The following is a 23,584-nucleotide window of genomic DNA, read 5'->3' as shown; positions in this document are numbered from 1 at the left end:
TGTCTATATCAATAGACATTTAGAAGGTGACGAGATGAATTCAGCACAAAGGCAGGAAGCGGCCGCACAGGAGCGTCGGGAACGCAAGCGCGTTGCCGACCTTTTGGCGCAGGCGGAACGCGACGAGCTAGAGGCGGCCTGGGAAGCATTGCCGAGCAAGCCGGCGGTGCAGCCGGTGCGCGGCCCCGAGACCGGGCTCGTCATGGTGCGCGGCCGCATCGGTGGTGGCGGTTCCCCCTTTAACCTCGGCGAAGTCACGGTAACACGCGCTACCGTCCGGCTGGCATCCAACACAATCGGCCATGCGCACGCGCTTGGCACGGATCGGGAAAAGGCTCGGCTTTCGGCCATCTTCGATGCGCTTTGGCAGCAATCGGCCACGAAGGAGTTCGTCGAAAAGGCGATCCTGCAGCCGGTGACCGAACGTATCGAAAGCTATGATCGCAAGCGCGCGGAAGAGACGGCGGCGACCCGCGTCGATTTCTTCACCATGGTTCGCGGAGAAGATTGATGAGCCTTTCCAGCACCCCGACCTTCGGTAATGAGGCCCTCACCGGCGGCTTTACCGATCCGGTTTTCGATGCCCAGAGTGTCTTCAAGATGACGATGGACGCCATGGCGCGCCCAGGGACGCTGCAGACTATTACCAGCGACATCGCGCCGCCCGCTCCGCTCGGCATCGCTGCCGGCGCCATCGGCCTCACTCTTTGCGATCACGACACGCCAGTCTGGCTCTCCAATAGCCTCGCGCGATCGAGCCTGCCGGAATGGCTCGCATTCCATACCGGCGCACCGATCATATCCGAGCGGCTGGAGGCACATTTTGCCTTTGTCGAAGCTGGCATGGCGCTTTCCTCCTCCAGTCAGTTCGGCGTCGGCACCCAGGAATATCCGGACCGCTCGACAACGATCGTGCTTGAGATCGAAAGCCTGGAAGGCGGCAAGGACCTGGCGCTTTCCGGCCCGGGCATCAAGGACATCGCCATGATCGCTCCGATCGGTTTGCCGGATGCGCTGCTGCGCATCTGGAACGATAATCGCGCTCTTTTCCCGCGCGGCGTCGATCTCATCCTGACGGCGGGCCGGCAATTCCTCTGCCTGCCGCGCACCACCAAGATCACTGCGACGGAGATGTAACATATGTATGTTGCCGTTAAGGGCGGCGAAGCCGCCATCGCCAATGCTCACCGGCTGCTGGCCGACCGCCGCCGCGGCGACCGGTCGCTGCCGGCCATCGGCATCGACCAGATCGTGGCGCAGCTCGCGCTTGCGGTAGACCGGGTGATGGCCGAAGCCTCGCTTTACGACCGCACGCTCGCCGCGCTCGCCGTTCGCCAGGCGCGTGGCGACATGATCGAAGCGATCTTCCTGCTCAGAGCCTATCGCACGACCCTGCCGCGCTTCGGCTATTCCCAGCCGCTCGACACGGCGGCCATGAAGATCGAGCGCCGCATCTCTGCGACCTATAAGGATTTGCCGGGCGGCCAGCTTCTCGGCCCGACCTTCGATTACACGCACCGCCTGCTCGACCCGAGCCTCCTGACGGATGAACCTGTCGACGAGCCGATGCAGCGGCCGGCGGAAGATGGCCGCGTCATGCGTGTCTCGGAAATCCTCGATCAGGAAGGCTTGATCGAGGGTGACGGTACCATGCCGGTCGATCATGAGATCGGCGACCTCACGCGCGAACCGTTGGAATTTCCGATGACCCGAGATCTTCGCCTGCAGGCGCTCGCCCGCGGCGACGAAGGCTTCCTGCTGGCACTCGGTTATTCGACCCAGCGCGGTTACGGCCGCACCCACCCCTTCACCGGCGAAATCCGTATCGGCGAAGTTGAGGTCGAATTCGATGTGCCGGAACTCGGCTTTGCCATCTCGCTCGGCCGCATTCAGGTGACCGAATGCCAGATGGTCAACCAGTTCAAGGGTTCGCCCAAGGCACCGCCGCAGTTCACCCGCGGCTATGGCCTGGTCTTCGGGCAGAGCGAGCGCAAGGCTATGGCTATGTCGCTGGTCGACCGTGCTCTGCGGGCCGAGGAACTCGGCGAAGACATCGTTGCGCCGGCTCAGGACGAGGAATTCGTCATCTCCCACTCCGACAACGTGCAGGCGACCGGCTTCGTCGAACATCTGAAGCTGCCGCATTATGTCGACTTCCAGGCCGAGCTCGACCTGGTGCGGCGCATGCGCCGCGAATTCGAGGCCGCTCGCGACCGCGGCATGGAGCCCATGACGGAGGCAGCCGAATGACCGAACTCGCCACCTACAACTTCGCTTATCTCGACGAGCAGACCAAGCGCATGATCCGCCGCGCCATCCTCAAGGCGATCGCCATCCCCGGCTATCAGGTGCCCTTCGCTTCCCGAGAAATGCCGATGCCATACGGCTGGGGCACGGGCGGCGTGCAGGTAACCGCATCGATCATCGGTCCGCAGGACGTGCTGAAGGTCATCGACCAGGGGGCGGACGACACGACGAATGCCGTCTCCATCCGTGCCTTCTTCCAGAAGGTTGCCAATGTCGCCGTCACCACCCGCACGGACGAGGCGACGATCATCCAGACGCGCCACCGCATTCCCGAGGCCAAGCTCGGCCCGAACCAGGTGCTCGTCTACCAGGTGCCGATCCCGGAACCGTTGCGCTTTCTGGAGCCGCGCGAGACCGAGACGCGCAAGATGCACGCGCTCGAGGAATACGGCCTCATGCATGTGAAGCTCTATGAGGATATCGCCCGCAACGGCCGCATCGCCACGACCTACGCCTATCCCGTCAAGGTCGCCGGCCGTTACGTCATGGACCCCTCGCCGACGCCGAAGTTCGACAATCCGAAAATGCATCTGTCGGACGCGCTGCAATTGTTCGGCGCCGGCCGTGAAAAGCGCATCTATGCCGTGCCGCCATATACCGAGGTCGTCAGCCTCGATTTCGAGGATCATCCATTCGAGGTGCAGCGCTTCGACAAGCCCTGCGCTCTCTGTGGTGCCGAGCAAGTCTATCTCGACGAGGTGATCCTCGACGACAAGGGCGGACGCATGTTCGTCTGCTCCGATACCGATTTCTGCGAGGATCGTCGCGCCCACGGCCATGCCGGCCCAATGCTGGCGTCAAATGGGCTGGCGCCAGATGGACTGTCCGGTAGCAAGGAGGCCGCCGAATGAGTGACTCACCCCTTCTCAAGGTCAAGGACGTCTCGAAGTTCTACGGCAGCCGCATCGGCTGCCGCGATGTGTCCTTCGAGCTCTGGCCCGGCGAAGTTCTCGCCATCGTTGGCGAATCCGGCTCCGGCAAGACGACGCTGCTCAACTGCATCTCGACGCGGCTGCTGCCGACGACGGGCAGCGTCGAATACCACATGCGCGACGAAACCTATCGCGATCTGTTCCGCATGAACGAGGCCGAGCGCCGTTTCCTGATGCGCACCGACTGGGGCTTCGTGCATCAGAACCCGGCCGACGGCCTGCGAATGACGGTCTCGGCCGGCGCAAATGTCGGTGAACGGCTGATGGCGATCGGCAACCGCCATTATGGCAACATCCGCACCACCGCCATCGACTGGCTGGAGCGGGTCGAGATCGATGCCGACCGCATCGACGACCAGCCGCGCGCCTTCTCCGGCGGCATGCGCCAGCGCCTGCAGATCGCCCGCAATCTGGTGACCGGTCCCCGCCTCGTCTTCATGGACGAACCGACCGGCGGTCTCGACGTGTCCGTGCAGGCCCGCCTGCTCGACCTCGTTCGCGGCCTCGTCAACGATCTCGGCCTTTCGGCGATCATCGTCACCCACGATCTTGCGGTTGCCCGTCTCCTCTCGCATCGCATGATGGTGATGAAGGACGGCCAGGTGATCGAACACGGCCTGACCGACCGCGTGCTCGACGACCCGCGCGAACCCTATACGCAACTGCTGGTCTCTTCGATCCTGCAGGTCTGAGGAACAAACATGGCAACCCCACTCGTCGTTTCTGAAGTCTTCAAGAGCTTCACCATGCATCTGCGTGACGGCATCCGCCTGCCCGTCGTCGCCGATGTCTCCTTCTCCGTCGCCGCGGGCGAATGCGTCGTGCTTGGCGGCCCGTCCGGCATCGGCAAGAGTTCGCTGCTGAAGATGATCTATGGCAACTATGCCGTCGATAGCGGCCAGATCCTGATTACCCACAAGGACAGGATCGTCGATCTCGGTACTGCCGATCCGCGCACCGTGCTCGATGTCCGCCGTCAGACCATGGGCTATGTCAGCCAGTTCCTGCGTACCGTGCCGCGCGTTGCCGCCATCGATGTCGTTGCCGAACCGTTGCTGGCCCGCGGCGTGGCCGTGAACGAGGCCCGAGACAGGGCAGCCGAGCTCCTGGCGCAGCTGAACCTGCCGAAGGAACTCTGGCAATTGCCGCCCGCCACCTTCTCGGGCGGCGAGCAACAGCGTGTCAACATCGCCCGCGGCTTCATCACCGACCATGCCATCCTGCTGCTCGACGAGCCGACAGCGTCGCTCGATGCCCGCAACCGGGCCGTCGTCGTCGACATGATCGAGCAGAAGAAGGAAGCCGGCGTCGCACTGCTCGGCATTTTCCATGACGAAGAGGTCCGCGAGGCGGTCGGCAGCCGCATTCTCGACGTTTCGCAGTTCTCGCCGCGGAAGGCCGCCGCATGAGCCGCAAACTGGGCGAAACGCCCTTCATCAGCCCCTCTGCGAGCGTCAGCAATTCGACGCTCGGCCGCTATACGGAAGTCTCCGACCGCTGCCGCATCGATGAGGCCGAGATCGGCGACTATTCCTACATCATGCAGGATGGCGCAGTCTGGTGCGCGACGATCGGCAAGTTCGTCAACATCGCCGCCGCGGTGCGCATCAATGCCACTAACCATCCGACATGGCGGGCCACGCTGCACCATTTCACCTATCGCGCCGCCGACTACTGGCCGGACGCCGATATGGAGACCGATTTCTTCACCTGGCGGCGCGATCATCGCGTCGTCATCGGCCATGATGTCTGGATCGGCCACGGGGCCACCATCTTGCCGGGGGTGACGGTCGGCAACGGCGCCGTGATCGGAGCCGGCGCGGTCGTCTCTAAGGACGTCGCGCCTTATACGATCGTCGGCGGCGTGCCAGCCAGGCTGATCCGCGAGCGCTTCACGCCCGAGGTCGGCGCGCGCATGGACCAACTCTCGTGGTGGGATTGGGATCACGAGCGCCTGCGCACCGCGCTTGCCGACTTCCGCGCCCTGTCTGCGGAAGATTTTTTGGATCGTTACGGCGCCTGAGAACCGTTTCCGCCCGAACCGGACTTGTAAGGCACCGACGGGGGATCCAGCTTTCAGGTGGTCCTTCTAATACCCGGATCGGGAGGAGTTCTTCATGGCAAAGCAGTTTTCCAGCCTCGACGACCGGCTGCGAGATTTCATCGCGCGGCAGCACATCTTCTTCACGGCATCGGCCACGGGAGAGTCCCGGGTCAATGTTTCGCCGCGCGAAACACTGTGCCTTCGGATCATTTCCCCGAACACCGCCATCTATCTCGACCGCACCGGCAGCGGCAACGAGACCTCCGCTCATATGAAGGCGGATGGGCGGCTGACGATCATGTTCTGCGCCGTCGAGGGGCCGCCAATGATCCTGCGCCTCTATGGCCGCGGCCGGATCATCCATCGCTCGAGCCCCGAATATCGCGAATTGCTGCAGGAATACTACGCGCGCGAAGAGCCGCTCGGCGCACGGCAGATCGTACGGCTGGATTTCGATCTCGTGCAGACCTCCTGCGGTTTCGGCGTGCCGCTCTTCACCTATGAAGGCGAGAGGCCGAGCCTCGACCAATGGGCCGAAGCCAAGGGGCCTGATGGTATCGAGGAATACCGGCGCGAGAAGAACAGCTTCAGCATCGACGGCCTGCCGACCGGCATGTTTGACGACCAAACTCAACCAAAGCCGTCAGCCGGCTAATCTTGCAAAAACGACCGGAATTGTAACAGCAGTTACATAAAACTGACATTGGAGCTTCATGAAGCGGGACTAATCGGTTGCCTTGTAATTGGCGCCCAACCCCGTCGAAACTCCCTTCGAGGCAGGGGGCACGCGCCCATTCTTAGCACCGGTACCGCTGAAATTTCTGCAGCCCGGCAGCCGCGAAAGGGAAGCACTATGTTCGAACTCAGGAATGTCTCGCGCCGGTTTGGAAACAAGCTCGCTGTCGATTCCGTGACTTTGGACATACCGCAGGGGCAGATGGTCGGCGTTATCGGCCGCTCCGGCGCCGGCAAGTCCACACTGCTGCGCATGATCAACCGCCTCGCCGATCCGAGTTCCGGTTCCATCCATTTCGCCGGCACCGAGGTCTCGAAGCTCAGCGGCCGCGCATTGCGCAGCTGGCAGCGCGATTGCGCCATGATCTTCCAGCAGTTCAACCTCGTGCCGCGCCTCGACGTGCTCACCAACGTCATGCTTGGCCGCCTCAACCATCGATCGACGGTTCTGAGCCTGCTGTCCGTCTTCACGCGCGAGGAACGCATCGAAGCCATCGCTGCGCTCGAACGCCTCGGTATCGAGCAGACGGCCTTGCAGATGGCCGGCACGCTTTCCGGCGGCCAGCAGCAGCGCGTCGCCATCGCCCGGGCGCTCATGCAGCAGCCGAAGATGATGCTGGCCGACGAGCCGATCGCCTCGCTCGATCCGCTGAATGCCAAGATCGTCATGGATGCGTTGCGGGATATCAACGAGCGCGAAGGCATCACCGTCATCACCAACCTGCATACGCTGGATACGGCCCGCAACTACTGCGAACGCATCGTCGGCATGGCGGCCGGCAAGGTCGTCTTCGACGGCAAACCGACCGATCTGACGGCTGCCGCCGTCAAGGAAATCTACGGCACCGACAAGGACGGCGCCGGCATCGACGAGACCATGACGTCGACATCCATCAACATTGCCGATCCGGCCGTGCAAGCCGCGGCGACTGAATCTGCCGGCCCGCAACCGCTGGCACTGGCCGGTCTCTAAGAGAGACGGCCGGGATCGAAGGCCCGCGTCAAGGGCGCATTTCTTCTATCAGACCGAAGACATCCGGGGACACCGGTTAATCAGGAGACGAACCCATGTTGAAGAAAGCACTCTTTGCCGCTACGGCGCTCGTTGCGCTCGCAGTCGGCGCCGCCGCCAACGCTGCAGATCTCAAGGAATTCCGCGTCGGCATTCTCGGCGGCGAAAACGAAGCCGACCGCCTGCGCAACTACGCCTGCCTTTCCGACCACCTGAAGAAGGAATTCGGTTTCGAGAAGGTTTCGCTCTTCCCGGCCGCCGATTATAACGGCGTTATCCAGGGCCTGCTCGGCGGCACTCTCGACTTCGCAGAACTCGGCGCTTCCGGCTACGCGGCCGTTGCCATCAAGGACCCGAAGGCCGTTACCCCGATCCTGACCACGCAGCAGACGGACGGTTCCACCGGCTATTACTCGATCGGTCTCGCTCTCAAGTCCTCTGGCATCAAGACGATCATGGACGCCAAGGGCAAGAAGCTCGGCTACGCCGATCCGGACTCCACCTCGGGCTACCTCGTTCCGCTGACGCAGATTCCGAAGACCACCGGCGTTCCGAACGACAAGTTCTTCGGCTCGACCCAATTCAACGGCGGCCATGAGAACAACCTGCTAGCCGCCTATGACGGCAAGGTCGACGTTGCCGTCGACGACTCCTCGGGCGTTGGCGATTTCAAGGACGGCTACACCTCCGGTACCTTCCGCAAGGAAGTCGACAAGGGCGCCGTCGACCCGAACAAGCTCGTCGAAGTCTGGCGTTCGCCGCTGATCCCGAACGGCCCGCTCGTCGTTCGCAATGCTCTCGGCACCGAATGGCAGACCAAGCTGGCCGACTTCTTCATGAAGCTGCCGACCACCGACGCCAAGTGCTTCAACGCCATCGAAGGCGGCGACTTCAAGGGCTACGTCAAGGTTACCCCGGAGTTCTACAACGCCGTTATCGACGTTCGCAAAGCTGCCATCGGCGGCTGATCCGCACCCTTATGATGGGGCGGCCGGCAACGGCCGCCCTTTTGCTGTTCACACCCCTTTGCGATTCACAAGGGCAGGATTTCATGACGATCGCCGATACGCACCCGAACATGCAAAGCGCGCCGCAGAGCGCCAAGGAGATCGGCGACGCCTGGAGCAAGATGGTGGCCAAGCGCCGCCTCTACACCGGCATCGGTCTCGCGATCCTGCTCGTCGCCTTCGTCAGCTCGGTGCGCTTCGCCGACGAGAACAACGCCGGGCATTTCTTTGACCGGCTGCCGCATCTCTTCGATTTCCTGAGCTGGCTCATTCCAAAGGACTGGGCCGACGTCTACCGCGCGCTCTTCGACCTGCCGAGCCCGAACGGGGCCAATGGCGCCGGCGGCGAGGAATTCAATTTCCCTCTCGGCCGCGTCTATATCTGGGGCGATTTCTACATTCCCGAATATTTCGAGCTGATGATCATCACGATCAACGTGGCGCTGGTATCGACCATCATCGGCGTCGTCTTTGCCGTGCCTTTGAGCTTCTTCGCCGCCCGCAACATGTCCCCGTCCCATCCGATCCGGCTGGTGACGAAGCGCATCATGGAACTTCTGCGCGCCTTTCCGGAAATCGTCATCGCCGGCCTGTTTTCGGCAATCCTGTCGATCGGCCCGATCGCCGCGATCATCGCCGTCGGCCTGCATACGATCGGCGCGCTTGGCAAGCTCTTCTATGAAGTCGTCGAGAATATCGACATGAAGCCCGACGAGGGCATGCGCGCCGTCGGTGCGAGCTGGAGCGAGCGCGTGCGCTTTGCCGCACTGCCGCAGGTGCTGCCGAACTTCATGTCCTACGCGCTGCTGCGTCTGGAGATCAACGTTCGCGCCTCCACCATCATCGGCGCCGTTGGCGGCGGCGGCATCGGCGAGGAGCTGAAACTCGCGATTTCGCGCGGCTTTGGCGCCAAGACATTGGCGCTGGTGCTGCTTCTCTTCCTGACGATCATCGCCGTCGATCAGTTTTCCGCATGGCTCCGCCGCCGTCTCGTCGGCGAACATGCCTTCCTTTTGCAGCATTGAGGTTGACCATGTCCGTCATCGACGCCGGCCGCATGCAGGAAATCGAAGCGCGGTATCCGGAGATCCTTCACCGGTCCTTCCGCCAGCGCTTCGGCGCGCTGATGATGTTCATCGGCGTCATCCTCTACGGCATCTATGCAGTCTGGTTCTTCGATCTGCCGAAGGTCATTTCGGAAGCGCATTGGGAGCGCGTCGGCATCTATCTCAGCGAATGGGTAAGCTATGACGTGCAGCCGGAGTTCCGCATCTCCGGCGACAAAATCAGCATCAAATATCCGCGCTTTTCGCCGCTTGGCGACAATCCTCACCCCGACTGGGTGAAGACCAACCCCGATGGCAGCATGACCGTCTCGGTCAGCGGCACGAGCCGCATGATAACGGTCACCAAAACACAGGCCATCGTGACCGCGCACGGCATCACGATCCCGATCGATATTGCCGGCGATGTGCCGAAGATCGCCGGCTCCGAACCCGTTCCCAGCTGGATGACCGTCTATGACGACAATATCCTGGTCAATCTCGGCTTTGCCGGCGACGCCAGCATTTCCACCGACCGCGTGAAGATCCGCAAGCGTTTCCTCGGCTGGGCCAACTTCGTCTTCGATACGCATTCACCCTTCTTCGACAAGCCGGCGAGCGAAGTCATCAGCCTGATCGTATCCGGGCCGCGGCTGGACCCGGCGCAATCCAATCTGTCGCTGGCATTCGACAATATCTGGAACAATGGCGCATGGCAGCACGGCGATGTCTGGACCAAGCTGTTCCAGACCATCGTCATGGCCTTTCTCGGCACGCTGCTCGGCGCGCTTGCGGCTTTCCCGCTCGCTTTCCTGGCGGCCCGCAACATCACGCCCAACCGGGTGCTCAATCAGGTATTGAGACGGCTCTTCGACTTCCTGCGTTCGGTGGATATGCTGATCTGGGCGCTGTTCCTGACACGCGCCTTCGGTCCCGGCCCGCTTGCCGGCAGCGGCGCGATCTTCCTCACGGAGACGGGTACGCTCGGCAAGCTCTATTCCGAGGGCCTTGAGAATATCGATAACAAGCCGCGCGAGGGCGTGAAGTCCACCGGCTCGCCGACCATTCTCGTGCATCGCTACGGCATCATGCCGCAGATCGTGCCCGTCATCGTCAGCCAGACGCTCTATCAGTGGGAATCCAACGTGCGCGGCGCGACCATCATCGGCGCCGTCGGCGCGGGCGGCATCGGCCTCAAGCTTTGGGAAGCGATGCGCACCAATTCCAACTGGGAAAACGTCGCCTACATGGTGCTGCTGATCCTCATCGTCGTCTTCCTGTTCGACGCGGCATCCAACGCCTTGCGCTCGCGCCTGATGGGGACGCGAGCGAAATAACGAAGATTGGGAAAAAATCGTTTCCCATCATCATTCTGTCACGGGAATCCGGTAGCGCAGGCCGGCAAGACCGTAGCGATCAAGCCGGCTTTAGCCGGATTCGGACCGTTGCTGCCTTGCTGCTCTTGCGGTTTGTCGCAAATCACCCAACAGTGTCCCGCGCAGCCGATTTTCCAAGGAATGCAGCCTTGCGCTATGCTCTCTATTTCACGCCGCCCAAAGACGATCCGTTGACATCGCTCGCCGCCCGCTGGCTAGGCCGCGACGCATTTTCCGGTGAGATTTTTTCCGACAAGGCCATGGGTCCGCTGCCGGAAGGCCATGCCGAGCTGACGGCCGATCCGCGCCGCTACGGCTTTCACGCGACGCTGAAGGCGCCGTTCGAGCTGGCCGCTTCGGTGACCGAGCGCGATCTCCTCGAAGTCGCCGCCGAATTCGCGACGCAGACCAAGGCTTTCACCGTTCCGGAACTCGTGCTCGGCCAGCTCGGCCAATTCTTCGCCCTCGTCCCCGGCTCGCTTTACCAGCCGCTGCAGGATTTCGCCTGGCGTGTAGTCAAGACCTTCGAACCTCTCCGCGCACCGCTTTCGGACCATGACATCGCCAGACGCAAGCCGGAAAGCCTCACAGAACCAGAGCGCGCCAATCTGTTGCGCTGGGGCTATCCGTACGTCAATGACGAGTTCCGTTTCCACATGACGCTGACGGGGCGCGTTCCGGCCGAGCGGCAGGCCGAGATGCACCACGTGCTGCGCGAACGTTTCGCCGAGCATACCGGCAAACCGCTCGATATTTCTGGCCTCGCCATCTTCGCCGAAGAAGAGCGCGGCGCTCCCTTTTTCGTCCGTTCCTGGCTGCCGCTTGCCGGCGCCTAACATGAAAGATCCGACATGACCAAAGAAACCGTCCTTTCCAACGCCCGCATCGTCGTTGAAGACAAGATCGTCGAGGGCTCCGTGCTGATTCGTGACGGTCGCATTGCCGGCATTTCCGAGGGCAAGTCCGATATCGGCGAGGATTTCGAGGGCGATTATCTGATCCCCGGCCTGGTCGAGCTGCACACCGATCATCTCGAAGCGCATTACTCGCCGCGTCCGGGCGTTCGCTGGAACAAGACGGCCGCCATCCAGGCACATGATGCCCAGATCGTCACCTCGGGCATCACCACCGTATTCGACTGCCTGCGCATGGGCTCGGACGAGGACGGCGGTTTCGAAAAGGGCGAGATGCGCGATATGGCCGACGCCATCCAGGCGGCCCAGCGCGAAGACCGCCTGCGGGCCGAGCACCTGATTCACCTGCGCTGCGAAGTCTCCGCCGACAACGTTCTCGACCACTTCCAGGATTTCGAGAAGGACCCTTATGTGCGTCTGGTCTCGCTGATGGACCACGCGCCGGGCCAGCGCCAGTTCCAGACCATGGATCAGTACATCTTCTATTACCAGAAGAAGCGCGGCCTGAGCGACGAGGCTTTTGCCAAATTCGTCGCCAAGCGCCAGGAAGAATCGGCCAAATATGCCACGCCGCATCGTGACGCGATCTCCAAGGTCTGCGCCGAACGGGGCATCACGGTCGCCAGCCATGACGACGCGACGCTCGCCCATGTGGATGAAGCTATTAACTACGGCGTTCGCCTGGCAGAGTTCCCGACCAGCATCGATGCCGCGAAGGCTTCCCACGGCGCCGGTATGAGCGTGCTGATGGGCGCGCCGAACATCGTGCGCGGCAAGTCGCATTCAGGCAATATCGCCGCCCGCGATCTGGCCGAGCTTGGCGTACTCGATGTGCTGTCCTCCGACTACGTGCCGCTCAGCCTGCTGCATGCACCCTTCATCCTCGCGGACGAAGTCGAAGGGATTTCGCTGCCGCAGGCGATCGCCATGGTGACGGCAACGCCGGCAAGGACGGTCAGCCTGAACGATCGCGGCCGCATTGCCGAGGGCCTGCGCGCCGATCTCGTGCGCGTCCGCCGCGATCACGGCGTTCCGGTCACGCGCTCGGTCTGGCGAGAGGGGCGACGGGTCGCATGAACGCGAGCGCCGATCTCGAGCCGGCTAATAGCAGTCTTTGGGATACGACGGCGGGCATCATGGCCGTCGTCGTCGGTCCGAGCGGCGCCGGCAAGGATACGCTGATGAATCTCGCCGCCCGGCATTTTGCCGGCCGATCCGATGTGCACTTCGTCCGCCGCGTCATCACCCGCGACGGCGATGCCGGCAACGAAGACCACAGAAGCGTTTCCGAACTAGATTTCGATGCGATGGAGCAGGCAGGCGCCTTTGCCGTCTCCTGGGAAGCGCATGGCCTGAAATACGGCATTCCAGCCGACGTTTTCGATGAGCTTGCACAGGGCCGTCTGGTGATCGCCAATGGCTCGCGCTCGGCGCTCCATCACTTCCGAAGCGCATTCCCGCATCTGAAGGTAATCAACATCACGGCGTCACGCGAAGTGCTGGCCGAGCGCCTGATGGCGCGCGGACGCGAGAGCCGCGACGACGTGCTGAAGCGCCTGGAAAGAAGCGCGCTGACCGTTCAGGGCAGCTACGATGTCACCGATATCGACAATAGCGGCACGCTCGAAGAAGCCGAACGAGCCATTATTTCGGTGCTAGAGGTGCTGGTTAGGAAGTAGGCGGCTGAAGCTGAAGAAGACGCGGTATACGCGAAAGCCTATCTCGCGTCTGGCGGGCGAGAAAGCAATTTCACTGGTTTAGGAATTGCGCAAAGAGAGCATCCGCACATTCAAAAGCCAGCGCAATTCCTAAGCTATTGAAATTGCAAGAGAGGGTCTTTTCTTGCTCATTCTGTTCCAGGACACTGGCGCGCCCCTACCTACCCTCGCCCTTGCGAAATCTAGCACTTAGCCTGACGGCTAAACGCTGATTTGCTTTCCCGCCCGCAAGGGGCGGGATAGGCATCTCAGTGCGCTTCATCCCAGTTATGGGCGGCGCGCGCATCGACCTTCAGCGGCACGGCCATGTCGACCGCCGGCATGGCGGCGTTTTCCATGACCGAGATGATGATTGGTGTCGTGCGCTCGACATCGGCATCCTCGACTTCGAAGATCAGTTCGTCATGCACCTGCAGGAGCATGCGCACACGATCGCTGAGCCCGGCTGCCGCCAGCGCCGGCTCCATCTTGATCATGGCGCGGCGGATCACGTCAGCGGCCGAACCCTGGATCGGCGCATTGATCGAGGCACGCTCGTTGAAGGCGCGGACGGAGGGATTAGACGAACGGATTTCGGGGAAATGGATGCGGCGACCGAAGATGGTCTCGACATAGCCGTTGTCGCGCGCCGCCTGCTTGGCGCCTTCCATGTAATCGCGGATGCCCGGGAAGCGCTCGAAATACTTCTTAATGTAGTCGCCGGCTTCCGAGCGCTCGATCGAGAGCTGGTTGGCGAGACCGAAAGCAGAGATGCCGTAGATGATGCCGAAGTTGATAGCCTTGGCGCGACGGCGCACTTCGCTCGGCATGCCATCCACCGGCACGCCGAACATTTCCGACGCCGTCATCGCATGAATGTCGACACCGTCTTCGAATGCCTGCCTGAGCTGCGGGATATCGGCGACATGCGCCAGTACGCGCAGTTCGATCTGGCTGTAATCGGCCGAGACGAGCTTATGTCCCGGCGTCGAAATGAAGGCCGTGCGGATTTTGCGGCCTTCCGCCGTGCGCACCGGAATATTCTGCAGGTTCGGCTCGGAGGAGGAGAGGCGCCCCGTCGTGGTGGAGGCCAATGAATAGGAGGTATGGACGCGCTTCGTGTCGGGATGGACATAACTCGGCAATGCATCCGTGTAAGTGGACTTCAGCTTGGTCAGCTGGCGCCAGTCGACGATCTTGCGCGGCAATTCGAAGCCGGCCGCCGCCAAATCCTCCAGCACCTGCGCCGAGGTCGACCATTGCCCGGTCTTGGTCTTGCTGCCGCCGGCAAGACCCATCTTGCCGAAGAGAATATCGCCGAGCTGCTTGGGCGAGCCGATATTGAAGCGTTCGCCGGCCAGATTATAGATCTCATCCTCGAGAGCGGCCGCGCCCTGCGCCAGCTCGCCGGAAAGGCGCGAGAGGATCTGCCGGTCGACGGTGATGCCGCGCTCTTCCATATGGGCGAGCACCGGCACGAGGGGCCGTTCCAACCGCTCGTAAACGGACGAGAGTTTTTCCGCTGCAAGCCGGGGTTTCAATACCAGCCAAAGGCGCAGCGTAACATCTGCGTCCTCGGCAGCATAGGCCGTGGCCCGGTCGATGTCGACGAGATCGAAGGTGACATTGGATTTGCCGCTGCCGGCGATGTCCTTGTAGGCGATCGGCTTATGGCCGAGCCAGCGCTCGGAAAGACTGTCCATGCCATGCGTTGCATTGGCGCCGCCGTCGAGCACGTAAGAGAGCAGCATCGTGTCGTCGAACGACTTCATCTCGATGCCGTAGCGCTTCATCAGCAGGTAGTCGTATTTCAGGTTCTGCGCGATCTTGAGGATGGAGGCATCCTCCAGCAGATCCTTCAATCTCGGCAGCGCGTCACGCAGCGGGATCTGATTGTCGGCCAGACCGCCGCCCAGCAGATCGCCGACACCGGTCTTGTGGCCGAGCGGCACATAGGCGGCGCGGATGGAAGAACCCGACGGATCGTCGCGGTTATCGGCGATCGCCATCGAGAAACCGACGATCTCGGCCTGCATGGCATCGAGCGAGGTCGTTTCCGTATCGAAGGCGACGATGCCGGTTTCGCGCGCATCCGCGATCCATCGGTCGAGCGTGGCGATATCGCGGATGGTCACATAGTTCGAATGATCGATCGGCGCGCTCGCGAAACTCGCAGCGCGCGCCCTGGCGAGCTCCTCGGGCTCTGTGGTGCCATCCAAAGCCAAACGCGCCTTGGCCGATGGCGCCGGGACGGATGCTCCTTCTGCCTCGACGACGCTGCCGGCGACGAGATCGACATTCTCGCCGACATCGAGATCCGGGCCATGGGCGCTCTCGCCCCATTCGATCTTGACGACCGATGGCTCGATTGCCGCCGCGTCGCAATCACAGGCTTCCGCCACGCGCCGCGTCAGGGTGGTGAATTCCATGGCCTTCAGGAAGCCGATCAGCTTCGGGCCGTTCTGCGGCTCCAGCACCAGCGCATCGAGCGCAAGTTCCAGCGGTACATCCGTCCTCAGCGTCACCAGCTGCCGCGAAATGCGGGCGAGTTCGGCATTGGCGATGATGTTTTCGCGGCGCTTCTGCTGCTTGATCTCGCCGGCGCGGGCAAGCAGGGAATCGAGATCGCCGAATTCCTCCAGAAGCTGCGCCGCCGTCTTCGGGCCGATGCCGGGGATGCCGGGAACGTTGTCGATGGAATCGCCGGTCATGGCCTGCAGGTCGATCATCTTATCCGGGGGCACGCCCCATTTCTCGATAACATCGGGAATGCCGATCTGCTTGTCCTTCATGCTGTCATACATATGGACCATGGGCGTAACGAGCTGCATCAGATCCTTGTCGGACGAGATGATCGTCACGTCGGCGCCGGCAGCCTCCGCCTGACGGGCATAGGTCGCGATGATGTCGTCGGCTTCGAAGCCGTCTGTCTCTATGCAAGGCAGGTTGAAAGCGCGCGTCGCCTCGCGGATGAGACCGAACTGCGGGATCAGTTCTTCCGGCGGCGCCGAGCGATTTGCCTTGTATTGCGGAAAGATGTCCTTGCGGAACGTCTTTGACGAATAGTCGAAGATGACGGCGAAATGGGTCGGCGTCACACCGACCGAGGTGTCGCGCGCCGAGGTCAAAAGCTTCCACAGCATGTTGCAGAAACCCGAGACGGCACCGACGGGCAATCCGTCGGACTTGCGCGTCAGCGGCGGCAAAGCATGAAAGGCCCGGAAAATGAAACCAGAGCCGTCGACGAGGAAGAGATGATCACCTTTTTTCATGGAAGCATGGATAGCCTGACGCACTCCCAACGTCCATATAAACTTCAGTTTTGCAGCGTTGTGACACGGTGAGATTTCTCACCGAAACGTTACTAACTTTTAATCAATCTAATCTGCGCATTCCCTTGAAAAACCACATTCGAAACCTCAAATCCTAATCACCGGCGATTGATACGCCGCGGGTCTGACAACCGGCCTGTCCCCCGCCATGTCAGACTAGGACAAAGGCCTATCCCCTCTCCGGGCCTTTGTCCCTCTTTCATGAGCCGCCATGGCGTCCCCTCCAGGCCATGGCGGCTTTTTCATGCCCAAAAATGCAACCGGTGGCGGCGAAAAGATTCGCCGAACTTGCTTATTTCAAAGGAAGTTTGCGGCGAGAATTGCTGATTGTCTTGATCTGGAATTATGGGCATATTTGCAATCATGGGATTTAATCGGATGGACTCCGCCGCCTACCTTGCCAGTCAGATGGCGAAGGGATTCGCCCGCGCGCTACAACAACGCGCGGCGAAGCTCGGCTTTTCCCCCGGTCAGTTTCCGATCCTGCTGGAATTGTGGTCAGAGGACGGGCTGACGCAGAAGCAGCTGCTCGAAAGAATCGACATCGAACAGGCGACGATGGCCAATACGCTTTCGCGCATGGAGCGGGACGGCCTGGTGGAGCGCCGCCCGCATCCTTCGGACAAACGGGCGCAACTGATCTTCCTGACGAACAAGGCCACCGCCATGCAGGCGGAAGCCATCGAGGCCGCCATGGCCGCCGACACGGATCTTCTCAAGAATTTCCGCCAATTCGAACGCGAGCTGCTGCTGGAATATATTCGGCGCGTGCTGGAGAATGCCAGGCAGCTTTAAGGCGATTCCGGGAAAAGTGCGCAGCGCGCCTCAGCACTGCCCGACGGCCTTGTTCAAAATCGGCTGGAACTGGCTCGGTCCGACATCGGGCTTGCCGAAGAATATCCCCTGAAGCTGAGCGCAGCCTTCCTCTATGACGATCCGGCGCTGGGTTTCCGTTTCGACACCTTCGGTGACCACCGGCATGTTCAGGCTGTGGCCGAGGCCGATGATGGCGCGAACGATCGAGCGGGCTGCGGGATCGTGCTCAAGCGCGCCGGTGAAGCTGCGATCGACCTTGATCTTGTCGAAGGGAAAGGCTCGCAGGTTGCTGAGCGAGGAAAAGCCGGTGCCGAAATCGTCCATGACCACGCGAACGCCGAGGCGATGCAGCCGCTGCAATGTCGCTATAACGGCCGTGCGTTCGCGCATCAGCGCCGCCTCCGTGATTTCCAGCTCGAGGCGCCGCGGATCGAGACCGGTTTTGCGCAGGATACGTTCGATCTGATCGTAGAGGGTCGGGATCATGAATTGCAGCGGCGAGAGGTTGACCGCGACACTCGCGGGCTCGCTCCAGCGCGTCGCCTCCTGGCATGCCTGCTGCAGCACCCACTCGCCGATCGCAACAATCGATCCACTTTCCTCGGCAATGGGAATGAAGGTTTCCGGATCAATGACGCCGCGCTCCGGATGCGCCCAGCGCAGCAGGGCCTCATAGCCGCTGACACCGTCGCTGCCGACATCATAGATCGGCTGATACTCCAGAAAGAGCTGGCGGCGCAGAATGGCCTGGCGCAGATCGTTCTCCAGCTGGCGCCGGGTACGCACGGCCTTGTCCATTTCGGCATCGAAAAAGCAGGCGTGGCCCCGGCCCGCATGCTTTGCGCGATAAAGCGCCATATCCGCATTGGCGTAAAGCTGCCCGGCGCTCGTGCCGTCGCGCGGATAGATGGCGATGCCGATGCTGACGCCGACGGCCGTTGGATCCCGGGCAGTATCCATCTCTACGCTAAATTCCGAAAGAATGCGCTCGGCAAGACGCGTGGCTCCCTCGGGCTGCAGGCGCTTGGGCTGGACAATCGCGAATTCGTCGCCGCCTAGCCTTGCCACCGTATCGCCCTCCTCGATCGCGCGCTGCAGGATGCCGGCGACCTTGCAGAGAATGCGATCGCCTTCGGCATGGCCAAAGACGTCGTTGATGGCCTTGAAGCGGTCGAGATCCAGGCAGAAGACGGCAACTTCCCCGCCTTTGCGGTTGGCCATCTGCAGCGCCTGACGGATGCGCTGGTCGAACAGCGTGCGGTTGGGCAGATCCGTCAATATGTCGTGGTGCGCCAGATGCTCGATCATCTGCTGCGCCTGGCGCCGCTCGGTCAGGTCGCGCAGGACCAATACGCTGCATTCATGGCCGCGGTAGGTGATGGAGCGGCGCACCGTTTCGACCGGGATCGCCTTGCCGTCACGGCCGGACAGAGTTGTTTCCAACGGAATGGCGGCATCACTTTGGGCATCTGTGTCGATCGCCAGGAAGGTCTCGGGCGGGACGCCAATCACCTGCTGCTGCGACCATCCGGAAATGGCGAAAAATCGTTCGTTCGCATCGATCACCCGGCCGTCGCGGATGACGAGCAGGCCTTCGAGCGAAGCATTGGCGAAGCCACGGAGATCGGTCAGATGACGGTCGATGAAGACGGCTCCGAGAGCGATGAGGATCAGACCCATCGCGGCGGCCATGACGATGCCGGCAAGGATGCTTCGATCCATGGAAAGGGCGGCACCCGGCATGCCCACTTCGGGCGTCAGCGTCACGCCGCTCATCGCGGTGAAATGCAGGGAGCAAATCGCCAGCAACAGCAGAAGAGTACCAATGACGATGTGCCGCAAACCGTGAAAGCTTCGAAACGCCAGGAAGGACAGCGAGGAGAAGACGGCACCGGCCGTGATGGAAATAGCCACTCGCGGCATGTCGAAGGAGAGCTGCACCGACGCCTCGATGGCCTGCATGCCGCAAAAGTGCATGGCGGCTATTCCAAATGCCATCAGCATGCCGCCGACTGCAAAGGAGAGGCGGTTGTTCCACTCGAAGGCGACGGTCATGGCAAGCCATGAACCGACAATGCCGAGAACCACCGAAAGCGCGGTCAGCGAAACGCCGTAAGAGATGGGAAGGCTGCTCTCATAGGCAAGCATGGCGATGAAATGCGTCGCCCAGATACCGACACCGCTGGCAAAGGCCGCAGCGGCAATCCAATAGCGACGCTGATGCGACTGGCATTCCTGTGCACGCGAAAAAAGAAGCATGGTGGCAAGGCTGCCAATGAGGCAGGTGGCTGCTGCCACGAGAATCAGCCTGAAGTCATGATCGTCACGAATACATGCAATCACTGAAAACATTACACGCCCTCGGAATACCCTTCAGGATTGAGGTTATTTCCAATAATCTAAAAAACTTGTAAATCACATGCGCATATAATCACATAAACGCAAGACTCGATCCGAACAGACAAGCTACGGTAAATTTTCGGTTTTAACGCCTCGAAACCCGTCTGCCTTTGGTCTATCGTCGCTCCAAATCTCATGTAAGGAGTCGGATATGACCGATCTATCGCACGTTCTCGACCGCGCCGATCACAACCTTCCTTCCAGCCTCGACAATCTCTTCGAGCTGCTGCGCATCAAGTCCATCTCGACGGACCCGGACTACAAGGCCGAATGCCGCAAGGCGGCGGAGTGGCTGGTCACTTACCTGAACTCACTCGGCTTTACAGCCTCCGCGCGCGACACGCCCGGCCATCCGATGGTGGTCGCCCATCACGACGCCGGCAGCGCCGATGCGCCGCATGTGCTGTTCTACGGCCACTACGACGTGCAGCCCGTCGATCCGCTCGAGCTCTGGGAAAGCGATCCCTTCGCTCCCGCAATCAAGGACCTGGGCAATGGCCGCAAGATCCTGACCGGCCGCGGCACATCTGACGACAAGGGGCAGCTGATGACCTTCGTCGAGGCGGTGCGCGCCTATAAGGAAACCAGGGGCGCTCTTCCGGTGCGCATCACCATCCTCTTCGAAGGTGAAGAGGAATCCGGCTCGCCCTCGCTCAAGCCCTTTCTCGAAGAGAATGCCGCCGAGCTGAAGGCGGATTTCGCCCTCGTCTGCGATACCGGCATGTGGGACGGCGATACGCCGGCGATCTCGGCCGGCCTGCGCGGCCTGGTGGGCGAGGAAATCGTCGTCACCGCGGCCGATCGCGATTTGCATTCGGGTCTCTTCGGCGGCGCCGCCGCCAATCCGATCCACATTCTGACCGATATTCTTGCCGGCCTGCACGACGAGACGGGGCGCATCACGCTTCCCGGCTTCTATGACGGCGTCGAGGAAACGCCCGCCAATATCAAGGCCTCCTGGGAGAAGCTCGGCATGACGGCCGAAAAATTCCTCGGCGGCGTCGGCCTGTCGATCCCCTCCGGCGAGAAGGGCCGGTCGGTGATGGAACTCACCTGGGCGCGGCCAACGGCGGAAGTAAACGGCATTTGGGGCGGCTATACCGGCGCCGGCTTCAAGACGGTAATTGCGGCCAAGGCATCGGCGAAGGTTTCCTTCCGTCTCGTCGGCCAGCAGAACCCGGCGGCGATCCGCGAAAGCTTCCGCGCCTATGTGCGCTCGAAGATCCCTGGGGATTGCTCGGTGGAATTCCATGAGCATGGCGGCTCGCCGGCCATTCAGCTTTCCTACGATTCGCCGGTGCTGACCAAGGCAAAGACGGCACTCTCCAACGAATGGCCGAAGCCCGCCCTCATCATCGGCATGGGCGGCTCGATCCCGATCGTCGGCGATTTCCAGAAGATGCTCGGCATGGAATCGCTGCTCGTCGGTTTCGGGCTCTCCGACGACCGCATCCATTCACCGAACGAGAAATACGAGCTGCGTTCCTATCACAAGGGCATCCGTTCCTGGATCCGTATTCTCGACGCGCTCGCCAACTAAGCGATCTGCGGGTGCGCATGCCTTTTGCGCGCCCGCGGTCATTCCCACCGGGCGGCAGGAATGCTGCAACCCTGACAGCGCGGCCGGACAGACATCGGGCATTTCGCGGCGATCAATGAGATAGACTATGGGGATCTGGATCGATACCGACATGGGGTTTGATGACATCGCCGCCATCCTGGTGGTGGCACATTCGAATCTTGCCGTCGATGGCGTTTCGCTCGTCAGCGGCAATGCGCCGCTCTCTCATGTAAAGGCCAATGCGGCGAGTGCCGCCGCCGTCTTCAACTGGACCTTTCCGATCCATACCGGCCGCGAGCTGCCCGTGTTTTGCAAGCTGGAAACGGCGCAAGGCATTCTCGGCCAGAGCGGCATTCCCACCACAGGCAGAAGCCTGCCGCCGGCGGATCCACTTCCATTCAGCGACGCTTTTACCGCACTATGCGACTGGCTTCCCGAAGGCAGCGGGCCGAAGCGCATCCTGGCGCTCGGGCCGCTCACGAACATCGCCGCCCTGGCATTGGCACGGCCGGATCTCGCCGCCCGCATCGATGAGCTGACCTGGATGGGCGGCGGCGTCACCTCGGGCAATCATACGGCATCGGCTGAGTTCAATGCCTTTGCCGATCCGGAGGCGCTTGCCATCGTGCTGGCGCACGGCCTGCCGCTGCGCATGATCGACCTCGATATCTGCCGCAAGGTTCCGGCCTGGCCGGAGGATGTCGTCCGCATCCGCGAGATTGACGGCGAAAAGGCGCAAATGCTCGCGGACCTGCTGGAGGGCTATGTCAACATCGCCATCAGCCGCGGCCGACCGGCCATGGCGATCTACGACCCGACGGCGGCGGCCATTTTCGTCGAGCCTGACATTGCCACTCTGCGGCATGCCCGGATCGATGCGGAATTGCACGGACAGCATACGCGTGGGCGCACCGTCGTCGAAATGCGGGCCTCGCATGGGCAATTCAATGCCCATTTCGCCGCGGAGATCGACCCCGAAAGGGCGCGACGGATCATATTCGACGCATTGCTGCGAGAGGCTGAGCGCTGAGAAGCGGCCGGAGAACTATCATATCCCAAACTCTCACGCTGCGGTGATAGAGGATATACGGCGGTGAGGCGCGTTGGGAGCTGTCTCAGCCCTCCGTCAGCTCCTGCTCGACCAATGTCGTCCAGAAAGCCACGCCCGAAGCGATTGCCTCGTCGTTGAAATCATAGGCCGTATTGTGATGCAGGGCGCCGTCGACGGCGGGACCGTTGCCGAGCCAGACATAGCAGCCGGGAGCATTCTGGCCGAAAAACGCGAAATCGTCGCCGGCTGTCGTTGGCGGAAAGCGGGTCAGCACATTCTCGCCAAAAACAGCCGTCGCAGCCTTCAGCGCCCGCGCCGTAGCATCGGCATCGTTGACGACGGGCGGGATGCGGCGCTCGAACTGATAATCGACGGTAATACCGAACATGGCTGCGGTCCCATGCGCCAGGCGTCCGATCTCCTCTTCCAGCTGATCGCGGACATCAGGCGTATAGGCGCGCGCCGTACCGCCGATCTCGACCGTATCGGGAATGACGTTGAGCGCCTTGGGATCGCCCGCCTGCAGCGAGCAGGCACTGACGACGGCCGGCTGCAGCGGATCGACGACGCGCCCGACGATGGTCTGCAGCGAAGACAGGAAGGTCGCCGCTGCCGTGATCGGGTCCTTGCCGAGATGCGGCTTGGCGCCGTGAGTGCCGGTGCCTCGGAAGGTGATGCGCCAGCTATCCGAAGAGGCAAGCTGCGGCCCCTCGACCACGGCCATCTCGTCGACGGCGAGACCGGGCATATTGTGCAGCCCATAGACGGCATCGCAGGGAAACAGATCGAAAAGGCCATCTTCCACCATGCGCTTGGCGCCGCCGCGGCCTTCCTCTGCCGGCTGGAAGATGAAATGCACCGTGCCGGAAAAGCCGCGCCTGGCGGCAAGGTGACGGGCGGCACCGAGCAGCATGGTCGTATGGCCATCATGCCCGCAGGCATGCATCTTGCCCGGAATCGTCGATTTATAGGGGCGATTGCCCTTTTCCGGCATGGCAAGCGCATCCATGTCGGCGCGGAGGCCGATGCGGCGCGTGCCGTTGCCGACCTGCAGCGTGCCGACGACACCAGTCTTGCCGAGGCCGCGATGCACTGTAAGCCCCGCTTCCTCCAGCAAGGTGGCGACGATGCCGCCGGTGCGCTCCTCCTCGAAACCGAGTTCCGGATGGGCATGAAGGTTACGGCGAAGCGATGTGAGGAAAGGAAGATCCGGCTCGATCTCATCGGGAAAAGACATGGGCGTTCCTCGGTAGGGGCACGATGATGGCGTGCCTAAAGCGCACCGCGATCTTTCAGATTCGCTTCTTGCGCTTTAGGACCTTGAATTGACGCATGTCGTTGTCGCAAAACCGCTGCA

The 23,584-nt window shown here is 61.8% G+C and carries 21 protein-coding genes; 18 read left to right on the top strand and 3 right to left on the bottom strand.

Annotated features, from left to right (window positions below; all coding sequences use genetic code 11):
* The first annotated feature begins 34 nt into the window (after window positions 1-34).
* From phnG to phnN, 15 genes are all read left to right on the top strand, one after another.
* Entirely contained in the window at window positions 35-511 is a 477-nt protein-coding gene (gene phnG / locus C7U61_RS00715) for a phosphonate C-P lyase system protein PhnG (RefSeq protein WP_106996239.1), read from the top strand.
* Complete coding sequence (gene phnH / locus C7U61_RS00710) at window positions 511-1,137, top strand: phosphonate C-P lyase system protein PhnH (RefSeq protein WP_106996238.1); 627 nt, start codon at window positions 511-513, stop codon at window positions 1,135-1,137. Before phnG ends, phnH begins: the two co-directional genes overlap by 1 nt.
* Window positions 1,138-1,140: 3 nt before the next feature.
* Window positions 1,141-2,250 (top strand): carbon-phosphorus lyase complex subunit PhnI, encoded by a 1,110-nt coding sequence (locus tag C7U61_RS00705; protein WP_106996237.1) that lies wholly within the window; start codon window positions 1,141-1,143, stop codon window positions 2,248-2,250.
* Window positions 2,247-3,158 (top strand): alpha-D-ribose 1-methylphosphonate 5-phosphate C-P-lyase PhnJ, encoded by a 912-nt coding sequence (locus C7U61_RS00700; protein WP_106996236.1) that lies wholly within the window; start codon window positions 2,247-2,249, stop codon window positions 3,156-3,158. Before C7U61_RS00705 ends, C7U61_RS00700 begins: the two co-directional genes overlap by 4 nt.
* The gene (gene phnK / locus C7U61_RS00695) at window positions 3,155-3,931 is read left to right on the top strand and encodes a phosphonate C-P lyase system protein PhnK (protein WP_106996235.1); all 777 of its coding nucleotides are present in this window, start codon (window positions 3,155-3,157) and stop codon (window positions 3,929-3,931) included. Before C7U61_RS00700 ends, phnK begins: the two co-directional genes overlap by 4 nt.
* Before the next feature lie 9 nt (window positions 3,932-3,940).
* Window positions 3,941-4,648, top strand: coding sequence for a phosphonate C-P lyase system protein PhnL (phnL, locus tag C7U61_RS00690; RefSeq protein ID WP_106996234.1), 708 nt, complete (start codon window positions 3,941-3,943; stop codon window positions 4,646-4,648).
* Window positions 4,645-5,262, top strand: a complete 618-nt coding sequence (locus C7U61_RS00685; RefSeq protein ID WP_106996233.1) for a DapH/DapD/GlmU-related protein — start codon at window positions 4,645-4,647, stop codon at window positions 5,260-5,262. The genes phnL and C7U61_RS00685 overlap by 4 nt, the downstream gene beginning before the upstream one ends.
* Before the next feature lie 94 nt (window positions 5,263-5,356).
* Window positions 5,357-5,938 (top strand): pyridoxamine 5'-phosphate oxidase family protein, encoded by a 582-nt coding sequence (locus C7U61_RS00680; RefSeq protein WP_106996232.1) that lies wholly within the window; start codon window positions 5,357-5,359, stop codon window positions 5,936-5,938.
* 198 nt (window positions 5,939-6,136) lie between these two features.
* Window positions 6,137-6,991 (top strand): phosphonate ABC transporter ATP-binding protein, encoded by an 855-nt coding sequence (gene phnC / locus C7U61_RS00675; RefSeq protein ID WP_106996231.1) that lies wholly within the window; start codon window positions 6,137-6,139, stop codon window positions 6,989-6,991.
* 95 nt (window positions 6,992-7,086) lie between these two features.
* The gene (gene phnD / locus C7U61_RS00670; protein WP_106996230.1) at window positions 7,087-7,998 is read left to right on the top strand and encodes a phosphonate ABC transporter substrate-binding protein; all 912 of its coding nucleotides are present in this window, start codon (window positions 7,087-7,089) and stop codon (window positions 7,996-7,998) included.
* 83 nt (window positions 7,999-8,081) lie between these two features.
* On the top strand, window positions 8,082-9,062 hold the full coding sequence (phnE, locus tag C7U61_RS00665) for a phosphonate ABC transporter, permease protein PhnE (RefSeq protein WP_106996229.1): 981 nt from the start codon (window positions 8,082-8,084) through the stop codon (window positions 9,060-9,062).
* Window positions 9,063-9,070: 8 nt separating this feature from the next.
* A complete protein-coding gene (phnE, locus tag C7U61_RS00660) occupies window positions 9,071-10,417 on the top strand; it encodes a phosphonate ABC transporter, permease protein PhnE (protein WP_106996228.1) in 1,347 nt (448 codons plus the stop codon).
* Between the two features lie 188 nt (window positions 10,418-10,605).
* Window positions 10,606-11,292 carry a DUF1045 domain-containing protein gene (locus C7U61_RS00655; protein ID WP_106996227.1) on the top strand — a complete coding sequence of 229 codons (687 nt, stop codon included), beginning with the start codon at window positions 10,606-10,608 and terminating at the stop codon, window positions 11,290-11,292.
* A 15-nt stretch (window positions 11,293-11,307) separates the two neighbouring features.
* Entirely contained in the window at window positions 11,308-12,447 is a 1,140-nt protein-coding gene (locus tag C7U61_RS00650; protein WP_106996226.1) for an alpha-D-ribose 1-methylphosphonate 5-triphosphate diphosphatase, read from the top strand.
* Window positions 12,444-13,049, top strand: coding sequence for a phosphonate metabolism protein/1,5-bisphosphokinase (PRPP-forming) PhnN (gene phnN, locus C7U61_RS00645; protein ID WP_106996225.1), 606 nt, complete (start codon window positions 12,444-12,446; stop codon window positions 13,047-13,049). Before C7U61_RS00650 ends, phnN begins: the two co-directional genes overlap by 4 nt.
* A 287-nt stretch (window positions 13,050-13,336) precedes the next feature.
* Here the strand turns inward: phnN and polA are convergent, their stop codons facing one another.
* A complete protein-coding gene (gene polA / locus C7U61_RS00640) occupies window positions 13,337-16,339 on the bottom strand; it encodes a DNA polymerase I (RefSeq protein ID WP_106996224.1) in 3,003 nt (1,000 codons plus the stop codon).
* Window positions 16,340-16,777: 438 nt separating this feature from the next.
* On the opposite strand from polA, the gene C7U61_RS00635 reads away from it, so the two are divergent.
* Window positions 16,778-17,194 (top strand): MarR family transcriptional regulator, encoded by a 417-nt coding sequence (locus tag C7U61_RS00635; RefSeq protein WP_106996223.1) that lies wholly within the window; start codon window positions 16,778-16,780, stop codon window positions 17,192-17,194.
* 30 nt (window positions 17,195-17,224) lie between these two features.
* On the opposite strand, the gene C7U61_RS00630 is transcribed toward C7U61_RS00635, so the two are convergent.
* Complete coding sequence (locus tag C7U61_RS00630; protein ID WP_106996222.1) at window positions 17,225-19,567, bottom strand: EAL domain-containing protein; 2,343 nt, start codon at window positions 19,565-19,567, stop codon at window positions 17,225-17,227.
* 199 nt (window positions 19,568-19,766) lie between these two features.
* Here C7U61_RS00630 and C7U61_RS00625 point away from each other — a divergent pair, with 199 nt between their 5' ends.
* Together C7U61_RS00625 and C7U61_RS00620 are read left to right on the top strand one after the other, a co-directional pair.
* Window positions 19,767-21,155, top strand: a complete 1,389-nt coding sequence (locus C7U61_RS00625; RefSeq protein ID WP_106996221.1) for a M20/M25/M40 family metallo-hydrolase — start codon at window positions 19,767-19,769, stop codon at window positions 21,153-21,155.
* A 127-nt stretch (window positions 21,156-21,282) separates the two neighbouring features.
* The gene (locus tag C7U61_RS00620; RefSeq protein ID WP_106996220.1) at window positions 21,283-22,206 is read left to right on the top strand and encodes a nucleoside hydrolase; all 924 of its coding nucleotides are present in this window, start codon (window positions 21,283-21,285) and stop codon (window positions 22,204-22,206) included.
* Window positions 22,207-22,291: 85 nt separating this feature from the next.
* Here C7U61_RS00620 and C7U61_RS00615 read toward each other — a convergent pair whose 3' ends face one another.
* The gene (locus C7U61_RS00615; protein WP_106996219.1) at window positions 22,292-23,464 is read right to left on the bottom strand and encodes a M20 aminoacylase family protein; all 1,173 of its coding nucleotides are present in this window, start codon (window positions 23,462-23,464) and stop codon (window positions 22,292-22,294) included.
* Window positions 23,465-23,584 lie beyond the last annotated feature (120 nt).

It is taken from the genome of Rhizobium sp. JAB6, from assembly GCF_003024605.1.
GTDB lineage: Bacteria > Pseudomonadota > Alphaproteobacteria > Rhizobiales > Rhizobiaceae > Rhizobium.
The sequence above is the reverse complement of the archived record's forward strand: the minus strand, read 5'-3'. Positions and strand labels throughout refer to the sequence as shown.